At 62.6% G+C, this 25,220-nt stretch carries 21 protein-coding genes; 7 read left to right on the forward strand and 14 right to left on the reverse strand.

Features of this window, described 5'->3' with window-relative positions:
• Positions 1-60 precede the first annotated feature (60 nt).
• Complete coding sequence (gene ppgK / locus C3F36_RS05960; protein ID WP_010673187.1) at positions 61-804, forward strand: polyphosphate--glucose phosphotransferase; 744 nt, start codon at positions 61-63, stop codon at positions 802-804.
• A gap of 52 nt (positions 805-856) precedes the next feature.
• Here the strand turns inward: ppgK and C3F36_RS05965 are convergent, their stop codons facing one another.
• The gene (locus tag C3F36_RS05965) at positions 857-1,312 is read right to left on the reverse strand and encodes a hypothetical protein (protein WP_010673186.1); all 456 of its coding nucleotides are present in this window, start codon (positions 1,310-1,312) and stop codon (positions 857-859) included.
• A 472-nt stretch (positions 1,313-1,784) separates the two neighbouring features.
• Between C3F36_RS05965 and metN the strand changes: the two genes are divergently transcribed.
• The 4 genes from metN to rfaH all read left to right on the forward strand — a co-directional run bounded on the left by metN (position 1,785) and on the right by rfaH (position 4,887).
• A complete protein-coding gene (metN, locus tag C3F36_RS05970) occupies positions 1,785-2,828 on the forward strand; it encodes a methionine ABC transporter ATP-binding protein MetN (RefSeq protein WP_039040957.1) in 1,044 nt (347 codons plus the stop codon).
• A complete protein-coding gene (locus C3F36_RS05975) occupies positions 2,809-3,462 on the forward strand; it encodes a methionine ABC transporter permease (protein ID WP_029313844.1) in 654 nt (217 codons plus the stop codon). The genes metN and C3F36_RS05975 overlap by 20 nt, the downstream gene beginning before the upstream one ends.
• Before the next feature lie 26 nt (positions 3,463-3,488).
• Positions 3,489-4,289, forward strand: coding sequence for a methionine ABC transporter substrate-binding lipoprotein MetQ (gene metQ, locus C3F36_RS05980; RefSeq protein WP_010673183.1), 801 nt, complete (start codon positions 3,489-3,491; stop codon positions 4,287-4,289).
• Positions 4,290-4,386: 97 nt separating this feature from the next.
• Positions 4,387-4,887: a transcription/translation regulatory transformer protein RfaH gene (gene rfaH / locus C3F36_RS05985; protein ID WP_010673182.1), complete on the forward strand. Its 501-nt coding sequence runs from the start codon at positions 4,387-4,389 to the stop codon at positions 4,885-4,887.
• A 167-nt stretch (positions 4,888-5,054) separates the two neighbouring features.
• Here rfaH and C3F36_RS05990 read toward each other — a convergent pair whose 3' ends face one another.
• The 6 genes from C3F36_RS05990 to arcB form a co-directional block, all read right to left on the reverse strand.
• Entirely contained in the window at positions 5,055-7,031 is a 1,977-nt protein-coding gene (locus C3F36_RS05990; protein WP_043152548.1) for a methyl-accepting chemotaxis protein, read from the reverse strand.
• A 37-nt stretch (positions 7,032-7,068) separates the two neighbouring features.
• Positions 7,069-8,280 (reverse strand): EAL domain-containing response regulator, encoded by a 1,212-nt coding sequence (locus C3F36_RS05995; protein WP_041214588.1) that lies wholly within the window; start codon positions 8,278-8,280, stop codon positions 7,069-7,071.
• Positions 8,273-12,547: a transporter substrate-binding domain-containing protein gene (locus tag C3F36_RS06000; RefSeq protein ID WP_199769674.1), complete on the reverse strand. Its 4,275-nt coding sequence runs from the start codon at positions 12,545-12,547 to the stop codon at positions 8,273-8,275. The genes C3F36_RS05995 and C3F36_RS06000 overlap by 8 nt, the downstream gene beginning before the upstream one ends.
• A gap of 144 nt (positions 12,548-12,691) precedes the next feature.
• Positions 12,692-12,895 carry a hypothetical protein gene (locus tag C3F36_RS06005; protein ID WP_041211124.1) on the reverse strand — a complete coding sequence of 68 codons (204 nt, stop codon included), beginning with the start codon at positions 12,893-12,895 and terminating at the stop codon, positions 12,692-12,694.
• Between the two features lie 293 nt (positions 12,896-13,188).
• Positions 13,189-14,565: a dGTPase gene (gene dgt, locus C3F36_RS06010; protein ID WP_104454703.1), complete on the reverse strand. Its 1,377-nt coding sequence runs from the start codon at positions 14,563-14,565 to the stop codon at positions 13,189-13,191.
• A gap of 29 nt (positions 14,566-14,594) precedes the next feature.
• Positions 14,595-16,907 carry an aerobic respiration two-component sensor histidine kinase ArcB gene (gene arcB, locus C3F36_RS06015; RefSeq protein WP_041214585.1) on the reverse strand — a complete coding sequence of 771 codons (2,313 nt, stop codon included), beginning with the start codon at positions 16,905-16,907 and terminating at the stop codon, positions 14,595-14,597.
• Positions 16,908-17,098: 191 nt separating this feature from the next.
• On the opposite strand from arcB, the gene C3F36_RS06020 reads away from it, so the two are divergent.
• A complete protein-coding gene (locus C3F36_RS06020) occupies positions 17,099-18,097 on the forward strand; it encodes a DUF2860 family protein (RefSeq protein WP_104454704.1) in 999 nt (332 codons plus the stop codon).
• Positions 18,098-18,158: 61 nt separating this feature from the next.
• On the opposite strand, the gene C3F36_RS06025 is transcribed toward C3F36_RS06020, so the two are convergent.
• From C3F36_RS06025 to C3F36_RS06040, 4 genes are all read right to left on the reverse strand, one after another.
• Positions 18,159-18,851, reverse strand: coding sequence for a DUF3334 family protein (locus C3F36_RS06025; protein ID WP_029313837.1), 693 nt, complete (start codon positions 18,849-18,851; stop codon positions 18,159-18,161).
• Between the two features lie 118 nt (positions 18,852-18,969).
• The gene (locus C3F36_RS06030) at positions 18,970-19,416 is read right to left on the reverse strand and encodes an HIT domain-containing protein (RefSeq protein ID WP_039040966.1); all 447 of its coding nucleotides are present in this window, start codon (positions 19,414-19,416) and stop codon (positions 18,970-18,972) included.
• A 73-nt stretch (positions 19,417-19,489) separates the two neighbouring features.
• Entirely contained in the window at positions 19,490-20,113 is a 624-nt protein-coding gene (locus C3F36_RS06035; RefSeq protein ID WP_104454705.1) for a DUF2057 domain-containing protein, read from the reverse strand.
• Positions 20,114-20,187: 74 nt separating this feature from the next.
• Positions 20,188-21,090: a LysR family transcriptional regulator gene (locus C3F36_RS06040; protein ID WP_104456004.1), complete on the reverse strand. Its 903-nt coding sequence runs from the start codon at positions 21,088-21,090 to the stop codon at positions 20,188-20,190.
• Positions 21,091-21,187: 97 nt separating this feature from the next.
• Here C3F36_RS06040 and C3F36_RS06045 point away from each other — a divergent pair, with 97 nt between their 5' ends.
• On the forward strand, positions 21,188-21,790 hold the full coding sequence (locus tag C3F36_RS06045; RefSeq protein WP_104454706.1) for a short chain dehydrogenase: 603 nt from the start codon (positions 21,188-21,190) through the stop codon (positions 21,788-21,790).
• Between the two features lie 123 nt (positions 21,791-21,913).
• Here C3F36_RS06045 and C3F36_RS06050 read toward each other — a convergent pair whose 3' ends face one another.
• The 3 genes from C3F36_RS06050 to dapA form a co-directional block, all read right to left on the reverse strand.
• Positions 21,914-23,017, reverse strand: a complete 1,104-nt coding sequence (locus tag C3F36_RS06050; protein WP_039040947.1) for a phosphoribosylaminoimidazolesuccinocarboxamide synthase — start codon at positions 23,015-23,017, stop codon at positions 21,914-21,916.
• 169 nt (positions 23,018-23,186) lie between these two features.
• Positions 23,187-24,305 carry an outer membrane protein assembly factor BamC gene (bamC, locus tag C3F36_RS06055; protein WP_029313833.1) on the reverse strand — a complete coding sequence of 373 codons (1,119 nt, stop codon included), beginning with the start codon at positions 24,303-24,305 and terminating at the stop codon, positions 23,187-23,189.
• Positions 24,298-25,185, reverse strand: coding sequence for a 4-hydroxy-tetrahydrodipicolinate synthase (gene dapA, locus C3F36_RS06060; RefSeq protein ID WP_029313831.1), 888 nt, complete (start codon positions 25,183-25,185; stop codon positions 24,298-24,300). Before dapA ends, bamC begins: the two co-directional genes overlap by 8 nt.
• Positions 25,186-25,220 lie beyond the last annotated feature (35 nt).

A 25,220-nucleotide genomic window follows, 5' to 3' on the forward strand; every position in this document is an offset into this window, starting at 1 on the left:
CAGCCATTTTTTCATGCTCTGCCGACCATTGAACATCGGCACAATAAAAGGAAGATTCTGATGCAGATGCTGGGAGTAGATATTGGGGGGTCCGGGATCAAGGGCTGCCTGGTCGACACCGAAACCGGGGAGCTGATTGGCGAACGCCACCGCATCGCCACACCGCAACCGGCAACCCCGGCCGCCGTGGCACACACCCTCAAGGCGCTGGTCGAGCACTTCCAATGGAAGGGGCCCGTGGGGTGCGGGTTTCCCGCCACCATCCACAACGGCATCGCCAAGAATGCCTCCAACATCGACAAGAGCTGGATTGAGACCGATGCCGCCCACCTGTTTGCCGATGTGACCGGCCTGCCCTGCCATGTCCTGAACGACGCCGATGCGGCCGGTCTGGCGGAGATGCGCTTTGGCACCGGGCAGGATCGCCAGGGGGTCATCATTCTCATCACCGTCGGCACCGGCATCGGTACCGCCGTCTTCGTCAATGGCCAGTTGCTGCCCAATACCGAGCTGGGCCACCTGATGCTGGAAGGCATGGTGGCCGAACACTATTGCTCCGATGCGGTGCGCAAGCGCGAGGATCTTTCCTGGGGCCGCTGGGGCAAACGTTTCAACAAATACCTGGCTCGCCTGGAGTTTCTGTTCTCCCCCGACCTCTTCATCCTGGGGGGCGGCAGCGCCGCCAAGCTCGACAAGTTCATCGACAAGATTGAGACCCGGGCTCCCCTGGTGGCGGCCGCGAACCTCAACCAGGCCGGCATCATAGGCGCCGCCCTCTATGGCGCGGCCCGGCAAGGGGGCTGACCGCCAGCAACATCAGAAGACCCGGCCCGTGCCGGGTCTCTCTCATCCGGGCTCAAAGATCGTCGAGGCGATGAGCACCGTGTACCAGACGGGTCAGGCGGGATTGGGCCATGGAGGCCAGGGCTTTCAGCAGCGCCGCCGTGTCGGGCGTGGGGCACTCCCGGGCCAGACGTTCCAGCTCGCCGATGAGCCTCTCCTCCTGGCGTGACACCAGGGCCACTATCTCCGCGGGCTGGGTTGTGGCGGGCAGCGCCAGACGATCCCCCTCGGCCAGCAGATCCTCGCCAAATCCCTGATCCAGCCAGGTCTCCTTCACCGCGCTTCCCATCTGCTCGCGATAATCGTGTAGATGAGCCGCCGCGGCATCCTCCCGCCCTTGCAGATAGGCCAGCAACATCCTGCTGCGCTCAGCATCCACCCGGGGGATCTGGCGTCCGTAAATGTGCCCTTGCCGATGATGAAGCTCCTCGAGATAGAGCATCAGGTCCTTGATCTGTTGGAATCGCATCTCGCCTCCCTCCTGGCATCCACCTGCAGCCAGTATAGGGAGCTGGCATGTCGACACGGCCACGAACTGGTCATTTATTGTTCTGCATCAAGGAGATGGAAAAGAAAACAGAAAAAGAGACGGCAGGAGGAAGGGGAAACCGGCAGCGATGCTGCCCGGACGACCGGGCATCTTGTCCGAAGGGGAGACATCAAATCGACGACATAAAATATATTTACCAGCTTATATTCGGACTAGAGTCATCAAATCGGAATCTAATATTGATGCTGGTGGTTATACCTCCACACCATAGTCAAATGGCGGGAATCCTTATCCATTTTTTAGACGTCTAGACGTAAAAACATGCGTTGACACAGCCATCCGGACATCTTAGCATCATCCTCCATGATGACAGAGCTACCCAGTGAAACCTCTGCCCAATTTACCCGCCTGTAGCGCCCTGTGCTTTAAGGCTGTTAGCACGGAAGAATCCATGATTAAGTTGATCGGTCTCAACAAAGTCTACGGTAAAGGCAGTGATGCCGTGCACGCCCTGCGTGACGTGAGCCTGCATGTGCCCCAAGGCAAGATCTTCGGGGTGATCGGTGCCTCCGGTGCCGGCAAGAGTACCCTCATCCGCTGCGTCAACCTGCTGGAGCGCCCCACCGAGGGGCAGGTCATCGTCGATGGCCAGGACCTGGTCGCCCTGAGCGAGCGGGATCTGACTCAGGCTCGCCGCCAGATCGGCATGATCTTCCAGCACTTCAACCTGCTGGCCTCTCGCACCGTCTCCGCCAACATCGCCTTCCCGCTGGAACTGGCGGGCTGGAGCAAGGACAAGATCCAGAGCCGGGTCAGCGAACTGCTGGCCCTGGTCGGGCTGGAAGCCCGTGCCCACGCTTATCCGTCCGAGCTCTCCGGCGGCCAGAAGCAGCGCGTCGCCATCGCCCGTGCCCTGGCACCGGCTCCCAAGGTCCTGCTGTGCGACGAGGCCACCTCGGCCCTCGACCCCCAGACCACACGCTCGATCCTGACCCTGCTCAAGGAGATCAACGTCAAGCTGGGGCTCACCATACTGCTCATCACCCACGAAATGGACGTGGTGAAGGGGATCTGCGACGAAGTGGCCATCATCAGCGACGGCCGTCTCATCGAGCAGGGGGAAGTGGCCTGGTTCTTCAGCAATGCCAAGACCCAGCTGGCCCGGGATTTCATCCACTCCACCATCCACCTGGAAGTGCCCCAGGAGTATCAGGATCGGATGAGTAGCGACCGGGTGCCCGGCAGCTATCCCCTGGTGAAGCTCGGCTTTACCGGGACCACGGTGGATTCGCCGCTGATTTCCGAGGCGAGCCGCCGTTTCAACATCGACATCAGCATCCTGAGCGCAGACATCGAATACGCCGGTGGCGTCAAGTTCGGCTTCCTGCTGGCGGAACTGTTCGGGGACGAGGCCCAGTGCGAGGCCACCCAGCAGTTCCTCATCGACAACCACATTCAGCTGGAGGTAATGGGTTATGTCCGAAGCAATGATTAATCTGCTGATTTCGGCTCTGGGCGACACCCTCATCATGGTGTTTGCCTCCGCCCTGTTCGGCTGCCTGCTCGGCCTGCCGCTCGGCGTTGCGCTGCACGTGACCAAGGCGGGCCAGATCCTGGCAAATCCGCTGCTCAACAAGGTCCTGGGCGTCATCGTCAACGTCGGTCGCTCGGTGCCCTTCATCATTCTGCTGGTCGCCATCATTCCGTTGACCCGCTTCATCGTCGGCACCAGCATCGGCACCATCGCCGCCATCGTGCCGCTGACCGTGGGCTGCATTCCCTTCATCGCCCGCCTGGTGGAAGGGGCCCTGATGGAGGTGCCTGACGGCCTGCTGGAAGCGGCCAAGGCCATGGGGGCCAAACCCCTGCAAATCATCGCCAAGGTGCTGCTGCCCGAGGCCCTGCCGGGGATCCTCAACAGCGTCATCATCACCCTCGTCACCCTGGTGAACTACTCCGCCATGGCAGGTGCCATCGGAGGCGGTGGTCTCGGTGATGTGGGTATTCGCTACGGCTACCAGCGTTTCGATCCCACCGTCATGCTGGTCACCGTGGTCATTCTGGTGGTGCTGGTTCAACTCATCCAGAGCGCGGGTGAGCGCCTGGTCAAACAATGTGATCATCGTTAATCGTCGATTTCTGACAGGAGGTTTTTATGAAATTGGGCATCAAATCCGCAGCAGCTGCGCTGCTGGCAACCCTGGTACTGGTCGGCTGCGGCCAGAAGGAAGAGAACAAGACCCTGAAGGTGGGCGCCATCGCCGGTCCCGAGACCGAGCTGGTTGAGACCGCGGCCAAGGTGGCCAAGGAAAAATACGGCCTGACCGTCGAAGTGGTCACCTTCTCCGACTACGTCACCCCGAACGTGGCCCTGAACGACGGCAGCGTCGACGTCAACGCCTTCCAGCACAAGCCCTACCTGGATGCCCAGATCCGTGATCGCGGCTTCAAGCTGGTGCCGGTCGGCAACACCTTCGTCTACCCGATCGCCGGTTACTCCAAGAAGGTCAAGGCCCTGTCCGAGCTGAAAGACGGTGCCCAGATCGCGGTGCCGAACGATCCGACCAACCTGGGTCGTTCCCTGATCCTGCTGGAGAAGCAGGGCCTGCTGAAGCTGAAAGAGGGTGCCGGTCTGGAAGCGACCGTACTGGACATCGCCAGCAACCCGCGCAACTTCAAGATCGTCGAGCTGGAAGCCGCACAACTGCCGCGCTCCCTGGAAGACGTGGATCTGGCCATCATCAACAACACCTTCGCCGGTCAGATTGGTCTGACCCCGACCGAGAACGGCCTGTTTGTCGAAGACAAGGAGTCCCCCTACGTCAACCTGATCGTTGCTCGCGAGAACAACAAGGACGACGAGAAGGTCAAGGAGTTCGTTCAGTCCTTCCAGACCGACGAGGTCTTCAAGAAGGGGACCGAGCTGTTCAAGGGCGGTCTGGTGAAAGGTTGGTAATCACTCACTCTGGAAAAAAGGCCACGTCAAGCGTGGCCTTTTTTTTTACCCCCGTTATCATAGCCACAAGCACGGCAACACGAAAAACAGAACAACAATGAAGAAATGGTATCTGGCCTACTGCAAACCCAAGGAAGAGGCCCGCGCCCGCGCCCATTTGGCAGCCCAGGGCGTTGAATCCTATTACCCCATGGTCGAGATTGAAAAACTGCGGCGAGGCAAGCGCGTGCCCCAGCGCGAGCCCATGTTCCCCAACTACCTCTTCATCTACGTGGATCTGGAAGAGGTCACCCCGGTCACCCTGAAATCGACCCGGGGCATCAGTCGCATCATCCACTTCGGCAAGGAGTGGACCCCCGTCAGCAGCCAGCTGATCTACCGGCTCATGAGCCGGGACGACAGCGACGAGGCGCGCGCCAGCTATGCCCGTCTGCCGACCCAGGGAGACAAGGTACTTATCGAATCCGGCCCACTCGCCGGGTTTGAAGCCATCTATCTGGAGCCGGATGGCGAAAAGCGGGCCATCCTGCTGGTCAACCTGCTCAACCAGGAGACCTGCAGCAGCTTCGAAAACCAGGCCTTCCGCCGCCTGGAGTGACCCGTTCTGCCAGCAGAAAGAGCCACAGGGCAGTACACAAGACACCATTCCTCTGCTCCCGATCGGTCAGGACCGCACCTGTGTCGTGCATCCTTCCACCACCAGGTTGTCGGGCCGAAAAAAACGGGGCAGACCCAGAGGTCTGCCCCGTTTTTCTCTCCCTTGCGTCAGGCATCCAGTTCGAATCGGCTGATGGCCGATGTCAGTCTCCCCGTCTCCCGGGTCAGGCGGGCGGCGATCTGCTCCCCCTGCTGGCCATGCTCGCTGGACTGATGGCTGAGCCCGGCAATCTCCTCCACCGTGCCCGCCACCTCCTGCGCCGCCCTTGACTGCTGCTCGGTGGCGGTGGCGATGGCGGCAAGCTGGCCGCTGAGATCCTGCACCAGCGTCGCCATCGACTCCAGGGTCTCGGTCACCGAGGCCACGGCGCCGCGCCCCTGCTCCACCAGCAGGGTACCGCTGCCCACGGTATCCGCGGTCTCCCGGGTCTGCTGCTGGATGCTGGCAATGGTCTGGTTGATCTCCATGGTCGATGCGCTGGTGCGGCTGGCCAACTGCCTCACTTCATCGGCCACCACGGCAAATCCCCGTCCCTGCTCACCGGCCCGCGCCGCCTCGATGGCAGCATTGAGTGCCAGCAGGTTGGTCTGCTCGGCGATGGTGGCGATCACTTCGGTGACCCTCCCCACCTGCTCGCTCTGGCTGCTGAGCTGCGTCATCGCCTGGTTTGCCTGGGCAATCATGGCACCAATCTGCGCCATGGTGGTCCCCATGCGGGCGAGGGCCTGCTCCCCCTCCCTTGCCTGTTGCTCGGTCTGGCGAGCCGCTCCCGCCGCGTCCGCAATGTTGCCCGCCACATCCCGGGTACTGACCGACATCTGCTCGATGGCGGCTGCCACCGCATCGAGCCGCTGATTCTGGCTCGCCAGATCATCCACGATGGCATTGGTGGTCTGGCCCACCTCGCGGCCAGCCCCTTCCACCTGACCGACCGCCCCCTGGATCTCCCCCACCAGCTCGCGCAACTGTGCCGACATCCGGTTGATGGAGCCCGTGAGCCCTCCCAGCTCATCCTGACGAAGCACGGGCAAGGGGGTGACGGGGAGGCGGCCATCGGCCACCAGGCCCGCCCGTTTCACCAGGCTGGCGATGTCCCGGGTCAGGCGCCGGCTGAACAGCAGGGCCACCAGGGTGCCCAGCAGGATGACGCTGGTGGTGGCCAGCAGCAGGGTGCGGTGAATGGTCTGACTGGCGGCCGCCATCTCCCCCGCCATCTTGTCCACCTCGGCACGGGTATGGGTCACCTGGGTCGCCAGCTGATCCGCCAGCCGGGTCAGGGCGGGCTCTATCTCGGTGGCCATCAGGTGGTTGGCCCTGTCCCAGTCCGGGGCCTGGCGCTTCTCGATCACCTGGCCGACCAGCTCGGCAAAGGGGGCTGACATCTCTTCAAAGAGCGTCCAGAGCCCCTTTTGTGCCTCGGTGAAGTTGGCCTCTTGCTGCTTCAGCTCGGCCACCCGCTGCTGGTGAAACTGGTAGTAGTCCCGGTACTTGTCCAGGTACTCCTTCTCCCCCGAGATGAGGAAATCCCGCAGGGCGGAGAGCGCATTGCCCAGGCTGTTGTAGGCATCCCCCACCTGCTTGAGCAGCAGGCGCCTGTCACCGGGCAACGTCGCCTGGGGCGTTGCCACCTCTTCATTGGCAAAAGACTGCAACTGATCGAGGGCCGACTCCGCCAGGGGGCCGGCCTCCAGCAGCATCAGGGTGTGGGCGGGCAGGTTCTCTTCGGTGTGAGCCAGGGCCCACACCTGTGACTGTGCCCCCTTGAAATCCTTGAGTGCCCGGGTCAGGTCGGGGGTGAAACGCTGGCGCTCGATGGCGTGCCAGGCCTCTTCCCACTCCTGCTTGATGCGATCACCCTGTGCCGGATCCTTGCCGAGGATGAGATAGGCCCGCAGGGATGAAACGGTGGCAATCAGGGCTTTCTGGCTCGCCTCGTCCCGCTGCAGGGCGGGCAGGGCCTGGGCCAGCAAGGCATCTTGCGAGCCTTCGATCCGGCCGAGCTGATGATAGACAAGGGCGGAGGAGAGAATGATGAGCAGGTTGATAAAACAGAAGCTCAACAACAACTTGCTTGATATTTTCATGGCCATCCTTGGAATTCGTCGGGCATCCTGCCCGGGATTAGCGTCTGATGAGCGCGGGCAAACGAGCCTGCCAACCCTGATGCCATCCCATCAGCTCCTCGCGGGGCATGGGACGGGCGGAGAAGAAGCCCTGGCATTGATCGCACCCCAGCTTCGCCAGCAATTGCCAGGTCGCCTCATCTTCGACCCCCTCGGCCACCGATTTCAAGCCCAACTTGCGAGCCAGCTCGATGCTGGACTCGATGATGGCTAGGCGAGAGGGATCTTCATAGCAGCGATCCACGAAGGATCTGTCCAGTTTCAACTCGGTAAAGGGGAGCAGGGCGAGCTGCTGCATGGAGGAGTAGCCGGTCCCGAAATCATCGATGGAGAGACCAAAACCGTGCATCCGCAAGCGGGTCAGCACCTCCAGCGACTTGCCGAGATCCTTGACGAAGGCGCTCTCGGTCACTTCGAGGGTGATGAGCTCGGGGTTGATGCTCCAGCGCTGGCAGTGGCTGAGCAGGGTGTTGCACAGATCCCCCTCGATGAGGGAGGTGGTAGAGAGGTTCATCGACAGGTTCAGGGAGAGCCCGGTCTTCTCCCACAGGTGGCCGTCCCGCAGCGCCTTGCCGATGATCACTTCGGTGAGCGGGTCGATGAGCCCGTTGTGCTCCGCCAGCGGGATGAAACGGGCCGGCGAGATGAGGCCATATTCGGGGTGCTGCCAGCGGGCAAGCGCCTCCATGCCGAGCCACTCCCCATTGTGAAAACCCACCTTGGGTTGATACCAGGGCAGCAACTGGTCCTGATCCAGCGCCCGGCGCAGCTCATCCAGGGTCAGGTGATAACCATCCTCTTCCTGGCTGCGCACCTGCTGGGGCCGCCAGGCACCGATGAGCTGCGCGATCTGCTGGGGAGACGCGGGTTTCTCGATGCGCCCCAACACCTGCAGGCCATAGGCCCGGCTCATGCGCAGCACGGCATCGACCACGTCATCCTCCAGGGCGCTGCACAGCACAATGCCGCCGCGGAACCCGCCAAGGGAGAGGCGGCGCAGCAGCGCCATGCCATCCATGCCCGGCATGCGCAGATCGCAGAACAGGATGTCGACCCTGTGGTGCTGGCACTGTGCCAGCGCCTCCTCCCCGTCCTGCGCCTCCAGCAGGTTGCCGTAGCCCAGTCCGCGGATCTGGTGCATCAGGGCCTTGCGCTGGAAGTTGTGATCCTCCACCACCATGATCGCCAACTCATGCCGTGCGCTATTCATCGAGCCATAACCCCGTTTCACCTCTGATAGAGTCCATCAATGCCTGTACCGCCCTGGCCAGGTCATCGAGCTTGTCCAGTTGTTTCAATCTGGCTGCCGCCTCCAGCCGGGCCGCCTCCTCTGCCAATGCCTGCTGTCCTACCATGCGCGCGGCCCCCTTGATGCGATGTGCCGTCTCCACCAGCGCCTGGGTATCCTGGCTGGCCAGCGCCAGCCTCATGTCCTCGCCATCCTGCTCGTTGGCTTCCAGGTATTCGCTGGCCATGCTGCGAGCCACCGCCTCATCCCCGAACAGGGTCAACCAGCTTATGCCAGGTAGCTGAACCCTGGCTTGCCGGGGCGCCTCCGAGGCGAGCTGCTCTTCCTGAGTCGGCAACCAGCGTCCCAGGGTCTGGCTCAGGGCATCCAGGCTGTAGGGCTTGAACAGCATGTCGTTCATGCCGGCATCACGCATCTGCTGGCTCGCCTCCTCAGAGGTATCGGCCGTCACCCCGATAATGGGAGCACTGTCCCCGGCATCCCGCAAGGCTCGCGTGAGGGCATAGCCATCCATCACCGGCATGTGGCAGTCGGTCAGCAGCAGGGCGAAGTCCTGCCCCTGCCAGGCGCGCAGCGCCTCCTCGCCATCTTCCACCACCTCGGATTCGAGCCCCAGGATAGCGAGCTGCCTCGTCAGCAATGCCCGGTTGACGGGGTGATCATCCGCCACCAGCACCCGCCCCCTGAGCTTCTCCCCCTCCATCCCCATCGACTGGCTCGCCTGCTGGTTGAACAGTGACTGGCAGGTTTCCAGCAACAGATCGGGGTAGAGGGGCGATTGTCCCAGTCGCCACCAGGCGTCACCACCCATGCGTCCCCGCAGGGCCTCATGGGGAGAGAGTACTATGCCCTTGAGGTTCGAACGCTGCAAACAGGCCAGCCAGTCACTGCCAAGGGCCTGCTCCAGGTGATTCTCCTGCGCCAGCAGATGCCCCTCGAGGGGCTGCTGCCAATGGTGTGCCTCCATGCGAACCAGTCTGGCGCCCAGCCTGGCCATCACCGATTCCAGCCCCTCATCCTCCCCAAACCACCACCATACCTGGCCGGTCAGGGGGGGCGCTTCCCACTGGCACTCGGCCAGAGGCAACGTGAAAGTCACGCAGGTGCCCATTCCGGGGGTACTCTCCAGGCTCAGGCTCCCCCCCATTTTCTGGGTGAGTTGATGACAGATGGCAAGCCCGAGCCCGGTGCCGCCAAACCGGCGGTTGGTATCGGACTCCACCTGCTTGAACGGGATGAAGAGGGTGCGCTGCTGCTCCAGGGCGATGTCGATCCCGGTATCCCGGACCCGGAAGGCCAGCCGGTCGTCTTCATAATCCACCTGGATGGCGATCGCCCCCGCCTCGGTGAACTTCACCGCGTTGTTCAACAGATTGGAGATCACCTGCCCCACCCTGATCCCGTCGATGCAGGCCAGATCCGGCACCGTCTTCCCCCACCGCAGCGTCACAATGAGTCCCTTGCCATAGGCCAGGGCCGCATGTCCCCGGATGACATCGCAAATCACAGAGGTCAGGCGGCAGTGATGGGGGTGCAGTTGCAACTGTCCGGCTTCCATCTTGGAGAAGTCCAGGATGTCGTTCACCAGATAGAGCAGGTGGTTGGTGGAGGTCGAGATATTGCGCAACATGTAGCGCTGATCGTCGTCCAGCGCACTCATTTGCAGCAGCTCCAGCATGCCGTGCATGCCGGAGATGGGAGTGCGAAGCTCATGACTCATGGTGGCGAGGAAGCGGCTGCGCGCCTGGGTCGCCTCCTCCGCCACCCGCCTGGCCTGGCGCAGCTCCAGCTCCTGGCGCTTGAGCTTGGTGATGTCCTGCACCACGCCGTTCAATATGACCCCTTCAAGCCCCTCCTGGTGAACGAAGTGACCACGGATCTGCAAATAGCCCGCCTCCCCCTGGCGCCGGATCTCCACCTCGAGATCCAGCGGCTGCATGCTCAGGGCATGACGATCCACCGTGGCCACGAAGTCCTGGTGCGCCTTGCCTGTCAGCCCCAGGATGGAGGCACCGGTGACCGCCATGCCGGCCTGCTCCTCTTCGACCCCCACCATCTCCCTGACCCCTTGCGAGGTGTAGAGGAAGTGCCCCTTGCCCGGCCCAAGCCAGTGATACTGATAGACCAGACCCGGCATGCTGTCGGTGATCTGGGTCAGCCGGGTCTGCGCCTCCTGGGCCGCAAACCGCGCCTGCTCCAGCTCGGTCACGTCGGTCAGCACGGTCAGGATCCCGAGCCGCTTGTCATCGGGCCCCGCAAAGAGCCGCTTGGTGTAGATCATCTGGTGCAGGCGATCGTCATCAAACCGGATCTCGCCCCGGCCATGAAGCTCCTCTCCGCTCTCCCAGACGCTGGCATCCTCCTCCATCACCCTGGCACGGATCGACTCGGGCAGTCGATCCTGGAGCAACCGCTCATAGGAGCCCGTCAGGTTCTCCCCGCCGAGGAACATCTGCCGATACGCCCGGTTCGTCATTGCCACTTCATAGCGCTCGTTGGTCAGCACCACCTGGTTGGGCAGGGCATCCAGCATCATCTGGACAAACACCAGCTGCTCCTCGAGCCGCCGCTCGGCCTCCCGCCGCTGGCTGATCTGGCGGCGCAACGTCCGGTTCCAGCCCATGAACAGCAAGAGGCAGAGCAGGAAAATGCCGCCGCCAAGGGAGGACCAGAGCAGCACCGTCTTCGGATCCAGTCCCGTCTGTATGGTCAGGGAGAGCCACTTTTTCTCCAGGGCGGAGAGCTCGTCGGGGGGAATGGCGATCAGCACCTTGGTGAGGATCTGCTGCAGCATGGGGTCCTGCAACTGGGTCGCCATGGCGATGGGTACCCGCAGGTCGCTGCCGGAGAAGACCACCTGGTAGCGGTCGCTGAATCCCTTTTGCAGCGACTGCTCCAGGGTGGTGGTGCTCATCAGCACATAGTCGACCTTCTGCTGGTCCAGCAGGGGCAGCAATTCGGCATCGCTGGCCACCGGCACGGCGATGGCCCCCACCTCGTTCAGCAAGACCTGCTCCACCGAGCCCCCCACCATGCCCACCCTGTGCCCTTTCAGTGCCCTGGCGGCGGTGAGCTCGGCCATCCCCTGCCTCGCCACGACCACCCGGTTGATCGACGCGTAGTTGGGGGTGAACCGGGCAAACTGCTGACGCTCCGCGGTGGGAGTCATGGCCGGGATGAGATCCAGCTTGCGATCCTGGAAGAGCGCCATGCTCTGGGCCCAGCTCCGGGTCGGCACCAGGGTGAACTGGAGCCCGGCACGCTGGCTCATCAGTGTCAGCAGATCGGCAATGAGCCCCTTGAGCCGCCCCCTGTCGTCCACCTCGCTCATCCCGGGCCAATCCGGGGCAACCCCGTAGCGGATGACCGGATGTGCTTGCAGCCACGCCTGCTCCTGCGGATTGAAGACGATCTCCCTGCTCCTTTTCACCAGGGCATAGTCGAGGATATCCCCCGCCTCCAGAATGGCGCGACGCTCGAGGGGAGAGATATCCTCGAGGGCCCGCTCCAGCAATCCCTGCAAGACATCATTCCTGGGCGCCACGGCCATGGCGAGGGAGGTATCCCTCATCCAGTCGATCCTGGCCAGCGCCATGCCCGCCATGGCTTGCAGCCTGTTCAGCATGGGCAGCTCGGCCAGGTAGGCATCCGCCTTGCCCTCCTTGAGCATGAAGATCGCCTCGTCACGGCTGTCGGCCGTGATCAGGTTCGAGATCCCAAGGCGCAGCAGCTCATCGCAGGCGCTGACACCGAAGACGCAGACCCAGCGCACCCCATAGGCCTCCTCCAGGGAGAGGCTCTCCCTCCCCCCCGTCAGCAGCACGGTCCGGGGCAGTGCCATCAGCTCGGAGGTAAATTGCATCTGCAGGGTGCGGGTCGGGCTCGGAGCCACCCCGATCAACATGTCGACCTTGCCATCCAGCAAGGCCTGCTGGACCGCCGCATTGTTGGCATAGGCACGGTAGCGAAGGCTCACCCCCAGCCTGGCTGCAATCTGGGAGGCGAACTCATCCAGGGGGCCGGTGAAGTTGCCGCGCCCATCGGTATAGACATAGGGTGGCCAGGCCGCCGAAGGCATGCCGACGACCAGTTCATCATGGGTGGCAAGCCAGTGCAGTTCGTCCAGGGTGAAGTTGCTCTGGTCCAGTTGCGCCGGCGCAGCCGCAACCATCAGGCTCCAGAAAGCCAGACCACATAGCAGGATGAGACGACAGCAGCGGCGGAACATTATCAACTCCCATACGAAACGGAGGGGGATCATAGAGTGTTTGACGCAATGTGCGACAACTAAATTGAGACAATGCTCATCAGGAAAGAAAAATGGCAGGCCCAGGCCTGCCATCCACCAGGTCGGGGGCCGGGCCCCCTCCCATCAGGTTATTCGGTTCCCGAGCCGGAAACCGGTTTGAAACTCCCGCTCACGGATGTGGGCGATCTGCACTTCCTTGCCTTCCAGCCCGATGTCTTTGAGCAGGGCAGGTGAAAGATGCAGGTAGCTGACGCGACGCTCCAGCCGGGTGATCCTTTTTTGAACCAGGGTCTCTACGTGGCGCAGCAGGGCGAGTTCGATAGACATAATATTCTCCAGTTGAACGTGCGGTTCCCCCGGAGAGAGGTGATCACCCTGCGGGACAACCGCGGGTGATGAAAAAAGCAGGTGTTACCTGTCCCCTCCACGCGGCAAATAAAGAGCACGAGTCTTCGCGCTGCCAGAGCAGCGATCGAACGCAACGTTGAACATGGAATGTTGCATGGTCGTCTCCTTACCGTGTGAAAGTTGAACAAGTTGCCGCAGTGTAAAAAAACACCGAATTTTACGCAATATCTCTCCCACCCATATGGGTGGAATGCGGCCAAAAAGAGGTTCAGTCAAATCCCTGACAACAGCCGGAACTCCTCCAGCGCATAGGTATCCGTCATGCCGCTCACATAGTCGAGCAGCAGCCGCACCCGGTAGTACCACTCCTGCTCGCTCTCCTTTTCGAAACGGGGATCCCGGCTCGCCACCGCCAGTCGATACGCCTTGAGGTGGCGGGCAGAGAGGCGGTGGAACAGCCGTCGGGCAAAGAAGAGCTCGCTCCCGCCGTTGCCTGCGAGCAGCCGCTCGAACTGGCTGGCGGGCAGGGCCAGCAGGCAGGCGTAGGTGGAGAGCACTCCGCGCAGGGCGGCATAGCCTTCCAGCTCCAGCGCCTCCACCTCCGGGCGCATGAACACCAGCTCGCGAGCCACCCGCTTGAGGGTATCGAGTACCCGGGCTGCCGGAGCCTGGCCGTGCAGCAGCGCCTGGGGATAGGCCCCGCTCAGGATCTGATCGTGCTCGGCCACATAGGTATGGGCGGCAAGCGCCACCAGATCCCGGGTCAGATGCTGGCGAAAATGGGGGAAGAACCCCCGACCAGAGGCAAGCGCCTCATCGAGCAGGTCGGCCATGTAACCGCCCTCGTCCGCCTCGCGCAGGGCTGTCAGCAGCTCGCTCTGGGTGAGGATGCGCCTGTCCACCGCATCCTCGAGATCGGCGATGCAGTAAGAGATGTCGTCCGCCGCCTCCATGATGTAGACCAGCGGATGACGGCACCCCTCGGCCAGCCCCAGGCTCTGGCCGAGGGCACGATAGAGGGGTTGTTCGCTGAAGAAGATGCCGCGCTTGCTGGTCCAGCCGTGGTGCTGACCATAGCCCTGGGGATGGTGCAATCCCGGCAGGGGCTGCTGCGGGTATTTGCACAGCGCCGCCAACTGCCCCAGGGTGAGGTTCAGCTCATGGAGGCTGTGCACCAGTCGCAGGCTCTGGGCATTGCCGTCAAACACCAGCAGATCCTGGCGAAGGGTTGCCCACTGGGGGCTCGGCAACTGGTCGTGGGCACGGGCGAAGAGGCTGTCCAGCTCCTGGGCAAGCCACTGACTCATCACCTGCTCGCCGAAATGGCCAAACGGCGGGTTGCCGACATCGTGCAACAGGCAGGACATCTCCACCAGATTGATGAAGGCCCCCTCGCACACCACTCCGGCTGGCAACGCCGCCAGGATGCGGCGACTGATCTGGCGACCGGTCTCCTGTACCTCCAACGAATGGGTGAGACGGCTGCGCACCGAGGCTTTCACATCGAGCGGGAAGACCTGGGTCTTCTGCTGCAACCGACGCACCGGCGCCGCCTGCACGATGCGGGTGCGGTCCTGCTCCGTCGCCTCCAGCAGGTCTTCGTCTCCCCAGGGGTGAATGCGCTCGGGGGGGATCAAACGGTCATACATGTCGTGGCTCCTTGCCTGAGGCGTCGTGTCTACGAGAGCAGCCAGCGCCGCAGGCGGGCGATGTCACCCGGGTATTCCCGGCGCAGGGTTTCAATCCAGTCTTCCACGTTCTCCCACCAGGCGGGGTGATCCGGGCTCTGGATAAGCTGGGCCGTCTGCTGCAACCGGCGCAGGCCGATGGAGCCCGCCGCCCCCTTGATCTTGTGGGCCTCCTCCACCACACCGGCCTGATCCCTGGCAATCATGTTGGAGTCGAGCACCGCCATGTAGTCCGGCATCATCTTCTCGAACAGCTCGACGCTGGAGAGCAGCACCGGCTTGCCGACCGTGCTGGCGTAATCGGTGAGGAAGGGCAGATCCAGCAGGGCATCCTGATGGTGGACATCGTCCTGCTCGTCCGCCTCGTCCCCGGCGAGATCCGCAAACAGGTGGCCTATCACCTCCCGCACCGCCTTGGAGCCCAGCGGCTTGTTGATCACATCCTGCATGCCGTGATCCCGGTAGTACTGGCGATCGCCGGTGGCGTTGGCGGTGAGCGCCACCATGGGGGGCAGGCTGTCGCCGTAGCGCGCGAGCAGTTGCTCCGCCACATCGAACCCCGTCATGTCCGGCAGCTGGATGTCGAGCAGGATCAAGTCGAAATCATCCGGGTTGGCCATGGCCAGCGCCTCTGCACCATCCCGCGCCACCTTGACCTGATGGCCGAGCTTGTTCAGCAGGGCGCAGGCCACAGTCACGTTGAGCTCCACATCCTCCACCAGCAGGATGTCGAGGGAGGGCATCTCGGGCTCCGGGGCCGCGGCCTTGGGCTCGACGCAGTCCACCTCCAGCTCGGCGGTGAAGCAGGCGCCTTCGCCCGGGTCGCTGTCCACATAGAGTTGACCGCCCATGGCCTGCACCAGCTGGCGGGAGACCGCAAGACCGATGCCGGTACCGGTGGCGTGCTTCTTGCCCTGCACCTGATAGTACATGGCGAAGATCTTCTCCTGCTGGGCACGGGGAATGCCCACCCCGGTGTCTTCCACCTCGAAGTGCAGCGCCAGTTTGCCCGGTTCATCAGCGGTGTGGGCGAGACAGCGTATGGTGACGCCCCCTTCATCGGTGAACTTGACCGCATTGCCCACCAGGTTCCACAGCACCTGACGCAGCCGGGTGCCGTCCGCCATCACGAACTGGGGCATGTCGCCGTCCCGGTCGAAGTGCAGGTAGAGCCCCTTCTGCTCCGCCTGGATGCGCGACAGCGTCTCCAGCTCGTCGAGGAAGGCGGGCAAATCCAGCGGAGCCGGCGCAATCTCCAGCCGACGACGGTCGAGCTTGTCCAGATCGATGATGTCGTTGAAGATGTTGCCGAGCGTCACCGCGCTCAGGTGGATGGTCTTGAGCTGCTGCTGCTGTCTGGCATCGAGGGGCGTATCCATCAGCATCCGGCTCAGGCCCACGATGCCATTGAGCGGGGTACGCAGCTCGTGGCTGATGGTGGAGATGAAGGTGGTCTTGTCCCGACTCGCCTTCTCCAGCTTGTCCTGGTACTGCTTGCGCTCGGTGATGTCGCGACCAAAGCCGAGCAGGCCGAGTCGCTTGCCGAAGCGGTCGAAGAAGGGCACCTTGCGCAGCTCGAAGTAGGCCTTGCGGCCATCGGGATACTCCAGCCACTGCTCATAGGTGAGCGGCTCGTTCTGGGCGAAGACCTGCTTGTCGGTCTCCACCACCTTGCTGGCGATGTCGTGCTTGTAGACATCGAACGGGGTCAGGCCGATGAGTTCCGCTTCCACCTTGCCGGTGAGCTCCTCCATGGCGCGGTTGCAACCGGAGAACTGCTCGTCCTCGTTGCGGTAATAGACCAGATCGGGGGAGCAGTCGATGAAGGAGCGCAAGAGGGCGGTACGCTCCCCCAGATGCAGCTGGGCCTTCTCCCGCTGGAACACTTCGTTTTCGAGATCCTCGATGGCTTGCTGGCGCAGGGTCTCGGCCCGGTTGGTCTCGGCGATCTGGGCGTTGAGCCGGCTGATGTTCTCCTGCAACTGGCTGTTGAGCTCGAGATCCCGCTCGCGCATGTCTTGCAACTTGCGCACCATCCGGGTCAGCCGCTGGCGGGAGTCCTCCAGCTGATCCACCACGATGGAGAGAAAATAGACGGCCCAGGGGGTCACCAGCAGACCGAAGAAGACAGAGCGCACCAGGTCGACGATGTCCACGGTGCCGCGCAAAAACAGGGTCACCCCCATCTGGATCGACACGGCCAGCACTATGATGGCGGTGGCCAGGAACATGCTGAAGCGCACCAGTCCCAGCTTGGTCATCAGGTCGACGTAATATTGCGCCCAGGATTTGATCTGCTTCATCTCGTTGTTTTCTCCCCTTTTCTTGCGCAAACAGGATACCAGTACGGCGCCATGAACTCTTGTCCGTCGCGTATTCAATTATTGATTAACGTCACACTCCGGCTGGGGTAGCGCCTCAGTCAGCACCGGTTCCACCGGAATACCGGGGCGCACTGTCACCCTTCTCATTCGTTATGTCAGGAGCATACCCGATGCGAAATCATGTTCTGTTGAGCCTTGGCCTGCTGGTCGCCACCACCGCCCACGCCGATCTGGGGGAGATCCCCCGCCAGACCGGCTGGTCCGGTTTTCTGCTGGGCGGGGTCAATGCCGGCAGCCACAAGTCCAACTTCTATGCCGGTGACGACAGCAACAGCCGTATCGATGATCTGGGCTCCCCCGGCCGCGAAAGCGGTCTGAGCCCGCTGCTCAATGCCGATATCCGCTACACCTTCGCCGATACCCGCACCCAGGTCTTCCTCGGCAACCTCATCCAGGACGCGGTGCGCTTCGACTTTACCCAGCAATTCGGTCTGCGCCAGGAGATGGGTGACAAGGGTATCGTCGCCACCTCCCTGGTGTTCAACCTCATGCCGGTGGAAGTGTGGAGCGATCCCTTCGCCACCGGCGTGGATCGCAGCGCCACCGATCTCACCTCGAAAGGGGTGCGCCTTGCCTGGGACAGGATCTGGGGCAGCAACGTCTACGCCACCCTGACCAGCCGGGAAGTGGAGCTCGACGAGGAGCGCAGTGGCCAGCAATATGACCTGACCCACGGCACCCACTACGCCTCCATGCTGAGCCGCAATGGCAAGGTCCACGACCTGGCACTCTCCTACCAGTACCACTTCGGCGGCGACCAGTTGCTGGAGCCCGCCTTCCTCTACAAGGAGGCCCGCCTGGACGGGAGTGCGGAGAGCTTCAAGAACACCGGTCTGCAGCTGACCTATGCCAAGCGTGCCTCCCAGTGGTCCATCGTGAGCAACCTCTACGCCGGCAAGCGCAAGTATGACGAGGCGAATCCCCTGTTCGGCCAGCGCGCCGATGCCAGCGAGTTCGCCCTCAATGGCACCTTCTTCTGGCACAACCTGTTCGGCATCAAACCCCTTGCCGCCACCTTCACCGCGGCCTACTCCAGCGCCGACTCCGACATCGACTTCTACGATGCCGAGGCGCTTCGCTTCAGTACCGGGCTGCTTTACAACTTCTGACCCGCCCCAAGCAAGGAGGCCACCCCCGGGGTGGCCTCTTCATTTGCACAACCCTCGACCATCAGATGCCGAGGGAATCCAGCAGATCGTCGTGCTCGTTGCTCGCCGGCGCGGCCGCCGGTGCCGGTTTGGCTGACTGCTTGGCCTGAGCGATCAGCTCGTCGGGATCCACCTCCTCCTGCACGCCGCCATCATGGATCCGGATAAACTCCGTCTTGTCCATGGCCAGCTCCAGATAGAAGATGTTGTTGCTGGCGGTGAAGAAGGTCACCCGGCGGGTCTCGGGATTGTCGAGGTTGGTGTCGACGCTCAGCATCACCTGCTTGTTGAGCGCCAGCATCTTGGGCTGGTTCTGGGTGATGTGGGTCTGCAGCTCGCGCCCCACCTTGGTGGTGAAGCTGCCGACGATCTGGTTCATCAGCTCGCCCATGACGTTGCTCACCTCGTCCGAGGTGTGGGAGATGGCAAGATCCTCCTTGGAGAGCCCCATACTCAGCATGTAGCTCTGGTAGAGCTCCATGGCCGCAGCGGCGGAGAAGTTGATCACCACCAGCCCGGAGAAGCCGCCGTCAAACAGCACGAAACAGCCGATGTCAGGCTTGAGGCAGGTCTTGCTGATCCGCTGCACCATGCCGGAGAAGCGCACCTGGGTCTGGGTCGCCGCACTCAATACGCTCGTCACCGAATTGCACAGGCTCAGCAGTACGTCCTCTGTGGTCAATACGGCATCATCCTCGGATCTTGTCACTATCATGGAACCTTCCTGCTGATCGAAATAATGGGGCTGTCACTCGTGTCGCCCATGTCACCATGCACCGGCGCGATACGCTAACATATTGCGTGATCCCGGTGCCCAAAGCGCGAGCCACCTCTCACTTGACTGGATTATCAGTCAGAAATGGCTGAAATCCATCCAGGGTAGCCAGACGGGTTTGCCAACTGGCAGCCGCCCCTTGCAAGGCCTGCTCCTCATAGGGAATGGCGGGACAGGCACCCCAGATGGGACCGGGCCAGGCCGCATCCGAGCTGAAGCGGGCCACGTGGTGCAGGTGCAGCTGAGGCACCAGATTGCCGAGGGCCGCCACGTTGATCTTGTCCGGGCCGAGTGCCCGCTCCATCAGGGTGGCGACGGCGCAGGACTCCTGCATCAACTGCTGTTGCTGCTCGGGGGCCAGATGATGGATCTCCCGCAGGTTGGCGACCCGGGGCACCAGAATCAGCCAGGGATACTGGCTGTCTTTGGCCAGCAGGACGCGGCACAGGGGCAGATCCCCGAGTATCCGGGTATCCGCCTGAAGGCGGGGGTGCAATTCAAACATGGGGGCCTCGCTGATCAACATGGGCACATCGGGAATCAAAGATGTGCCCACGTTACTGCAACGGGGAGCAAACTTAAAGGCGCGGCACGGCCCAACCGATGAAGCGCTTGCGAAGCGCGGGGTCCGCCTGCAGGAAAAGCTGTTGCAACTGCCCTTCCAGGGCGCTGGCCGGCACGGAGGAGGCCCGGGGCGTCGCCACGGCGGCCGCAGTCACATCCGCCGCACCGGCGAGCACGGCAGGCCCCTCGCCACGGTTGTACTCCATCAGCCTGGCATGCCAGTCCATGCCGATCTGCATCCCCTGCACCACCAGCGTATCCTGGCGCACCTCGAGGGGCTGCCCCCCCGCCACCAGGCCCAGGACAGGGGCCCTGGCGTAGCGTTCCATCCCGGCCTCGTCCGCAGGCACGGGAGCCTGCAGGCGCACCGACTGCCCGCGGGCCTCATAGCGAAGCACCTGGGGCTCGGAGCGAACCTGGCGATCATTGTCGCTGCTGTTGCGACTCGGGATCACCCCCTCGTAGCGCACCAGCAGTTGCTGCTCCCCGTCGGCCAGCACGGCATGCTGCTCGTCCTGCACCTTGCCGGTGCTCACCGCCAGGATCTGGAAATCCCGGGGCACCTCGACCCTGACCTCGGCCTGCACACCGCCGCAGCACAGCAGCGCAACCCCTGCCCAACCCTGATGACGCTTCATTCCCTGACTCTCCTTTCGCGATGAAGGGCGCAGGGTAGCAGCCCCAGATGACAGAAAAATAACGGGATGCAGGCTCACCCCAGCAGATAATGGGGCCGCTCGGCAAACCACTGGGCCAGCACCTGCTTGAACAGCCGGATCTTGCGCGGCACCCGGCGCTGCTGGGCGTGCAGCACATGGATCGGGTGCAGGCCGGTCTGCCACTCCGTCAGCACGGCCACCAGCTCCCCTCGGGCCAGGCTGGCCTCCACCAGCATCAGTGGACACTTGGCAAAGCCCATGCCCGCCCGGGCCAGTTGCAGCAGGGTGCTGTAGTGGTTGGCCCGCACTCGCCCCTGCACCAGGATGTGCGCCTCCTCCTCCCCCTGGCGAAAGTGCCACTGCTCCCAGTCCGGGTTGTGGCCCTGCAGCAGGCAGGAGCGCCCCCCCAGCTCATAGGGAGTGGCGGGGATCCCCTCTCGCGCCAGCAGAGCGGGGCTTGCCACCACCACATCCTTGAGCCTGCCGAGCGGCAGGGCCACCAGGTTGTCGGGGATCAGCTCCATGGCCCGCAGGGCGATGTCATTCTCCCCCTGGCTCATGTCGATCATGGCATTGGTGAAGTTGAGCTCGACCTGGACGCCGGGACAGAGCTCGGCAAAACGGGCGAGCAGCTCGCTCACCATGCGTTCCCCCGTGCTGACCGGGCAGGTGAAGCGCAGGCGGCCGCTGTCCTCCTCGGTCAGGGCGCGGATCCCCTCCTCCGCCTCCCGGGCCAGGGCGAAGATCTCGCCGGCCTGCTGGTGAAGCACCCGCCCCGCCTCGGTCAGGCTGAGTCTGCGGGTCGTGCGCTGGAGCAGCTGGGCATTGAGGGCGGACTCCAGGGCGCTGACATGGCGGCTCAGCATCCCCTTGCTCACCCCCAGGGCATCGGCAGCGGCGGAGAAACTGCCCCGTTGCACCACTTCATAGAAACTGGCCAGGTGGGTGATATCCATCATTAGCACCAATATGGAAACAATGGGTTCATCATAAGCGCTTTTTCTCCCTTTTTATCCCACTATCATCAACTCATCTCAACCAGGAGCGATAGATATGAAGATTGTGATTGTGGGTGCCTCCGGCACCATTGGCGCCGCCGTCAGCGAACTGCTTGCCCAGGATCACCAGGTGATCCGGGTCGGTCACAGCCAGGGGGATGCCAGAGTGGACATGCGCGACCCCGCCTCCATCCGGGCGCTCTTCGAGCAGATCGGATCCTTCGATGCCCTGGTGGTCGCCAGCGGCAGCGTCGCCTTCAATGCCCTGACCGAGATGACGGACGAGCAGTGGCAGGTGGGGCTTCAGAGCAAGCTGATGGGCCAGATCAACCTGACCCGGGCCGCCATTGCCCACCTGAGCGACCGTGGCTCCATCACCCTCATCAGCGGCATTCTGAGCGAGGAGCCCATCCACTGGGGGGTGAGCGCCACCACCATCAACGGTGCCATCGAGCACTTCGTGAAAGGGGCCGCCTGCGAGCTGCCAAGGGGCATTCGCATCAACGTGGTCAGCCCCACCGTGCTGGAAGAGTCCATGGGCAAGTATGCCGACTTCTTCCCGGGCTTCGTGCCGGTACCCGCCGCCCGGGTGGCCCAGGCCTACAAAAAATCGGTACTGGGGGTACAGACCGGTCAGATCTTCCGGATCAATGGCTGAGCGCTCCGGACAACCCAATGAAAACGGGCCCCGTCATGGGGCCCGTTTTGTCATCTGCGTTGCAAACGCCTCCCCTGCCACCGGCAAACGTTTGTTCGCCTGCGGCAAAAAAAGCGGTCGGCCTCAGTCGATCAGGCCGTACTGCTCCCGCAGTACCTCGATGATCTCCTGCTTCGGATTGGCACTGCGTACCAGCGGCTGACCGATGATCTTCTCGGCGATCCCCACATAGGTGCGGGAGATATCCATCATCACCTCGGTGGGCAGCTTGTTGTCACGGGCCAGGGCGAAGCGCTCGGGCATGCGGTTCTTGTTGAGCAGGATGTCCGGATCCGGGAAGTGGTTCAGCAGCCACTGGCGGAAGCCCTCTTTGGACTTCTCGATGATCTCGCCGCCGCGAAGGGCTGCGCCGTCCCAGATGCGGGAGCTGTCGGGGGTGCCCACTTCATCCATGTAGATGAGCTTCTCGCGACCGGCGGCATCGGTCACGTAACCGAACTCGAACTTGGTGTCGACGAAGACCTGATCCAGGGCAGCCAGCGCCTCGCTGATGACGTTGAAGCCCTCTTTGAGCAGCGCCTCGTAGCGGTCGATGTCCGCCGGGGAGCGGAAGCCGAAGGCCTGATGGTGGCGCTCGATGTCGCCGCGGGAGACGTTGACGTCGTCCGCTTCCGGCACGCCATCCAGCCCTTTGAGGATCCCCTTGGTGGACGGGGTAATGAGGATCTCGGGCAGCTTCTGATCCTTCTTGAGCCCTTCCGGCAGGGTGATGCCGCAGAATTCCCGCTCACCATCCTTGTAGGCACGCCACATGGAGCCGGTGATGTACTGGCGGGCAATGGCCTCGATCATCACGGGACGGGCTTTTTGCACGATCCAGACGAAGGGGTGCGGGATGTCCAGGATGTGGCTGTCCGCCAGCCCCTGCTCCTTGAACAGCTTGAACCAGTGGCTGGAGATGGCATTGAGCGCCGCGCCCTTGCCCGGCACGCCGTTCAGACCGTCCACCCCTTGCCAGATGCAGTCGAAAGCCGAGATGCGATCACTGATCACCATGAGGGCCAGGGGCGTATCGGCCGGCACATCATAGCCTTTCTCCCGAATGAGCCGGGCACTGTCTGCCGGGGTCAACCAGTAGACGCTGCGCACTTTGCCGGAATGGACAGGTTTATCGGTACGGATCGGCAAATCGTCGTTCACCGCCAATACTTGATCTGCAAGACTCATGGCTAATAACACTTCCTGTTGTGGGACTAGTTAGGCAGGGGCACCAGACCCCTGTCTGTGGGGGATTCACATCATCAGGTACTCAGGCCCGGGGCAACCGGCTCTGCACGCTGGCCCTGCGGCAACCCGGACATAACAAAACAGGGGCGCGAGGCCCCTGTTTCCATGCTTACTTCGCCCCCTGATCGGCCAAGCCCTTGGCAAAGGCCTCGGACAGGCTGATGTACATCTGGGAGATGACACCGGATGCGACAGGCTTCTTGTCCTTGTCGAACAGGGTGATGGAGGTCTTGCCGCCCGTCATCTCGCCGAGCTGGAAGCGATACTTGTCTTCCTCGAGCTTGAAGGGTTCCGCTCCCTTGGCCTTCCAGAACTCGCTGTCCGGCTCATCGTATTCCACGTCGATCCAGCCCAGGGACTGCTGGGTATCCTTGATGGTGAAACCATAGGCAGGCAGCACCTGATTGAGGCGGCGCCACACCTGGTCAAACGACCCTTCGGCAATCCAGGCGCTCAGCTCGTTGTTGTCCAGACCCAGCTCCAGCCCCATGCCATCGCTGGACTTGTGCTGTTCACGGGCCTTGAGCTGCTTGTCGTAATAGAGGGAAAACTGGTTCAGGGCGCGGGTGGCATAACGCTGGGCGTCCGCCGGCGTCAGCACAGTGCTGGTCTCGCCGTCGATGGTCTCTTCGTGATCCAGCACCCGTACCGACATCTTGATGGCGTGACGCTGCACATCGTTGCGCAGGGTGAACTGGTAACGCTGACGGATCTTGAAGTCATCGTCATCTTCCGCCCAGCCATCGAGCACCGCTGAGTTGTCAAACCAGCCGGTCTGCAAGACGCCGTCCTGCTGGTCCAGCTTCTCGGTGGTGACCTTGTGTTCGGCCAGGAAATTCATCAGGAAGGCCCATGTATCGCGCTCCACGCTCTGGGAGGTGCTGAGGGCATAGAAGGCGACGGTCGGCTCGCTGGCATTGGCCACCACCTGGCTTCCGGGCACCACGGTGAGCAACTGGGCGGGCGGACGCACGTCCACCTTGGCCCCGAGGGCGCCCTCACGGCTGCTCTCGGGCAGAGCCGGAATGTCGAAATTGCTGTTAAAGGCGGGGGTACTCAACCCGGCGGGCACAAGGAAGGCGCGGCCTTCGAGGCGGCTCTCTTCATACTCGAAGCCACGGTTGGCCATTTTGCGTTCCTGGGGTGAGCTGCAGGCAGCCAGCACGGCCACCGTCGCGACACTCAGTACCAGGCGCACTGCATTTCCCTTTCCATTTGCTTTAAACACTCGCCATCAACTCCGCAGTCGTCAGTGCTCGCGCCATCGCCGCTTCCCCCTCGGGGGTGAGATCGGTCAGGGGCAGACGCAAGGTCGCCGTCGCCATCAATCCCAGCCGGGCACAGGCCCATTTCACCGGGATGGGACTCGGTTCACAGAACAGAGTCTGATGCAACGGCATCAATCGATTGTTGATGTCATGAGCCTGCCCGGCATCACCGGCCAGGGCAGCACGACACATGTCGGCCATCTGGGGCGCCGCAATATTGGTGGTGACCGAAATGACACCATCGCCCCCTTGCAGCATAAAATCACATCCGCTGGCGTCATCGCCACTATAAAGCGCAAAATCCGGCCCGCACAGTTCGCGCAGCAGCGGGGTACGGCCAAGATCGCCAGTCGCTTCTTTCAAACCTATGATGCCGGGCACCTTGGCCAGACGGGCCACCGTCTCGGGTTTGAGGTCACAGCAGGTGCGACCGGGCACATTATAGAGAATTTGAGGCAGACCACTAGCCTCGGCGATCGCACAATAGTGACGATAGAGGCCTTCCTGGGTGGGTTTGTTGTAATAGGGGGTAACCGAGAGACCCGCCACCACGCCCATGGTGGCGAAACGCCGGGAGAGGGCGATGGCGTGAGCAGTATTGTTGGAGCCGCAGCCCGCGATGACGGGAATGCGTCCGGCGGCGTATTCCACCGTCTTCTCAACCACGGCGATATGTTCCTGCTCGCTCAGGGTGACCGACTCTCCCGTGGTTCCCACGGCGACAATGGCGCTGGTCCCGGCATCCACATGATATTCCACCAGCGCTGCCAGACTGACCCAATCGATGTCGCCCGAGGGCAGCATGGGGGTAACGAGCGCAACAATACTACCGCGTAACATGGATAATTCTCCCGATTTTCAGGGGCGTAATGGTA

The organism is Aeromonas sp. ASNIH2 (genome assembly GCF_002934795.1).
GTDB classification, from domain to species: domain Bacteria; phylum Pseudomonadota; class Gammaproteobacteria; order Enterobacterales; family Aeromonadaceae; genus Aeromonas; species Aeromonas caviae.

Excerpts from the sequence above, each read along its gene's own strand:
- ppgK (WP_010673187.1), top strand. The coding sequence starts at position 61 with ATGCAGATGCTGGGAGTAGATATTGGGGGGTCCGGGATCAAGGGCTGC.
- C3F36_RS05965 (WP_010673186.1), bottom strand. The coding sequence starts at position 1,312 with ATGCGATTCCAACAGATCAAGGACCTGATGCTCTATCTCGAGGAGCTT.
- metN (WP_039040957.1), top strand. The coding sequence starts at position 1,785 with ATGATTAAGTTGATCGGTCTCAACAAAGTCTACGGTAAAGGCAGTGAT.
- C3F36_RS05975 (WP_029313844.1), top strand. The coding sequence starts at position 2,809 with ATGTCCGAAGCAATGATTAATCTGCTGATTTCGGCTCTGGGCGACACC.
- metQ (WP_010673183.1), top strand. The coding sequence starts at position 3,489 with ATGAAATTGGGCATCAAATCCGCAGCAGCTGCGCTGCTGGCAACCCTG.
- rfaH (WP_010673182.1), top strand. The coding sequence starts at position 4,387 with ATGAAGAAATGGTATCTGGCCTACTGCAAACCCAAGGAAGAGGCCCGC.
- C3F36_RS05990 (WP_043152548.1), bottom strand. The coding sequence starts at position 7,031 with ATGAAAATATCAAGCAAGTTGTTGTTGAGCTTCTGTTTTATCAACCTG.
- C3F36_RS05995 (WP_041214588.1), bottom strand. The coding sequence starts at position 8,280 with ATGAATAGCGCACGGCATGAGTTGGCGATCATGGTGGTGGAGGATCAC.
- C3F36_RS06000 (WP_199769674.1), bottom strand. The coding sequence starts at position 12,547 with ATGTTCCGCCGCTGCTGTCGTCTCATCCTGCTATGTGGTCTGGCTTTC.
- C3F36_RS06005 (WP_041211124.1), bottom strand. The coding sequence starts at position 12,895 with ATGTCTATCGAACTCGCCCTGCTGCGCCACGTAGAGACCCTGGTTCAA.
- dgt (WP_104454703.1), bottom strand. The coding sequence starts at position 14,565 with ATGTATGACCGTTTGATCCCCCCCGAGCGCATTCACCCCTGGGGAGAC.
- arcB (WP_041214585.1), bottom strand. The coding sequence starts at position 16,907 with ATGAAGCAGATCAAATCCTGGGCGCAATATTACGTCGACCTGATGACC.
- C3F36_RS06020 (WP_104454704.1), top strand. The coding sequence starts at position 17,099 with ATGCGAAATCATGTTCTGTTGAGCCTTGGCCTGCTGGTCGCCACCACC.
- C3F36_RS06025 (WP_029313837.1), bottom strand. The coding sequence starts at position 18,851 with ATGATAGTGACAAGATCCGAGGATGATGCCGTATTGACCACAGAGGAC.
- C3F36_RS06030 (WP_039040966.1), bottom strand. The coding sequence starts at position 19,416 with ATGTTTGAATTGCACCCCCGCCTTCAGGCGGATACCCGGATACTCGGG.
- C3F36_RS06035 (WP_104454705.1), bottom strand. The coding sequence starts at position 20,113 with ATGAAGCGTCATCAGGGTTGGGCAGGGGTTGCGCTGCTGTGCTGCGGC.
- C3F36_RS06040 (WP_104456004.1), bottom strand. The coding sequence starts at position 21,090 with ATGGATATCACCCACCTGGCCAGTTTCTATGAAGTGGTGCAACGGGGC.
- C3F36_RS06045 (WP_104454706.1), top strand. The coding sequence starts at position 21,188 with ATGAAGATTGTGATTGTGGGTGCCTCCGGCACCATTGGCGCCGCCGTC.
- C3F36_RS06050 (WP_039040947.1), bottom strand. The coding sequence starts at position 23,017 with ATGAGTCTTGCAGATCAAGTATTGGCGGTGAACGACGATTTGCCGATC.
- dapA (WP_029313831.1), bottom strand. The coding sequence starts at position 25,185 with ATGTTACGCGGTAGTATTGTTGCGCTCGTTACCCCCATGCTGCCCTCG.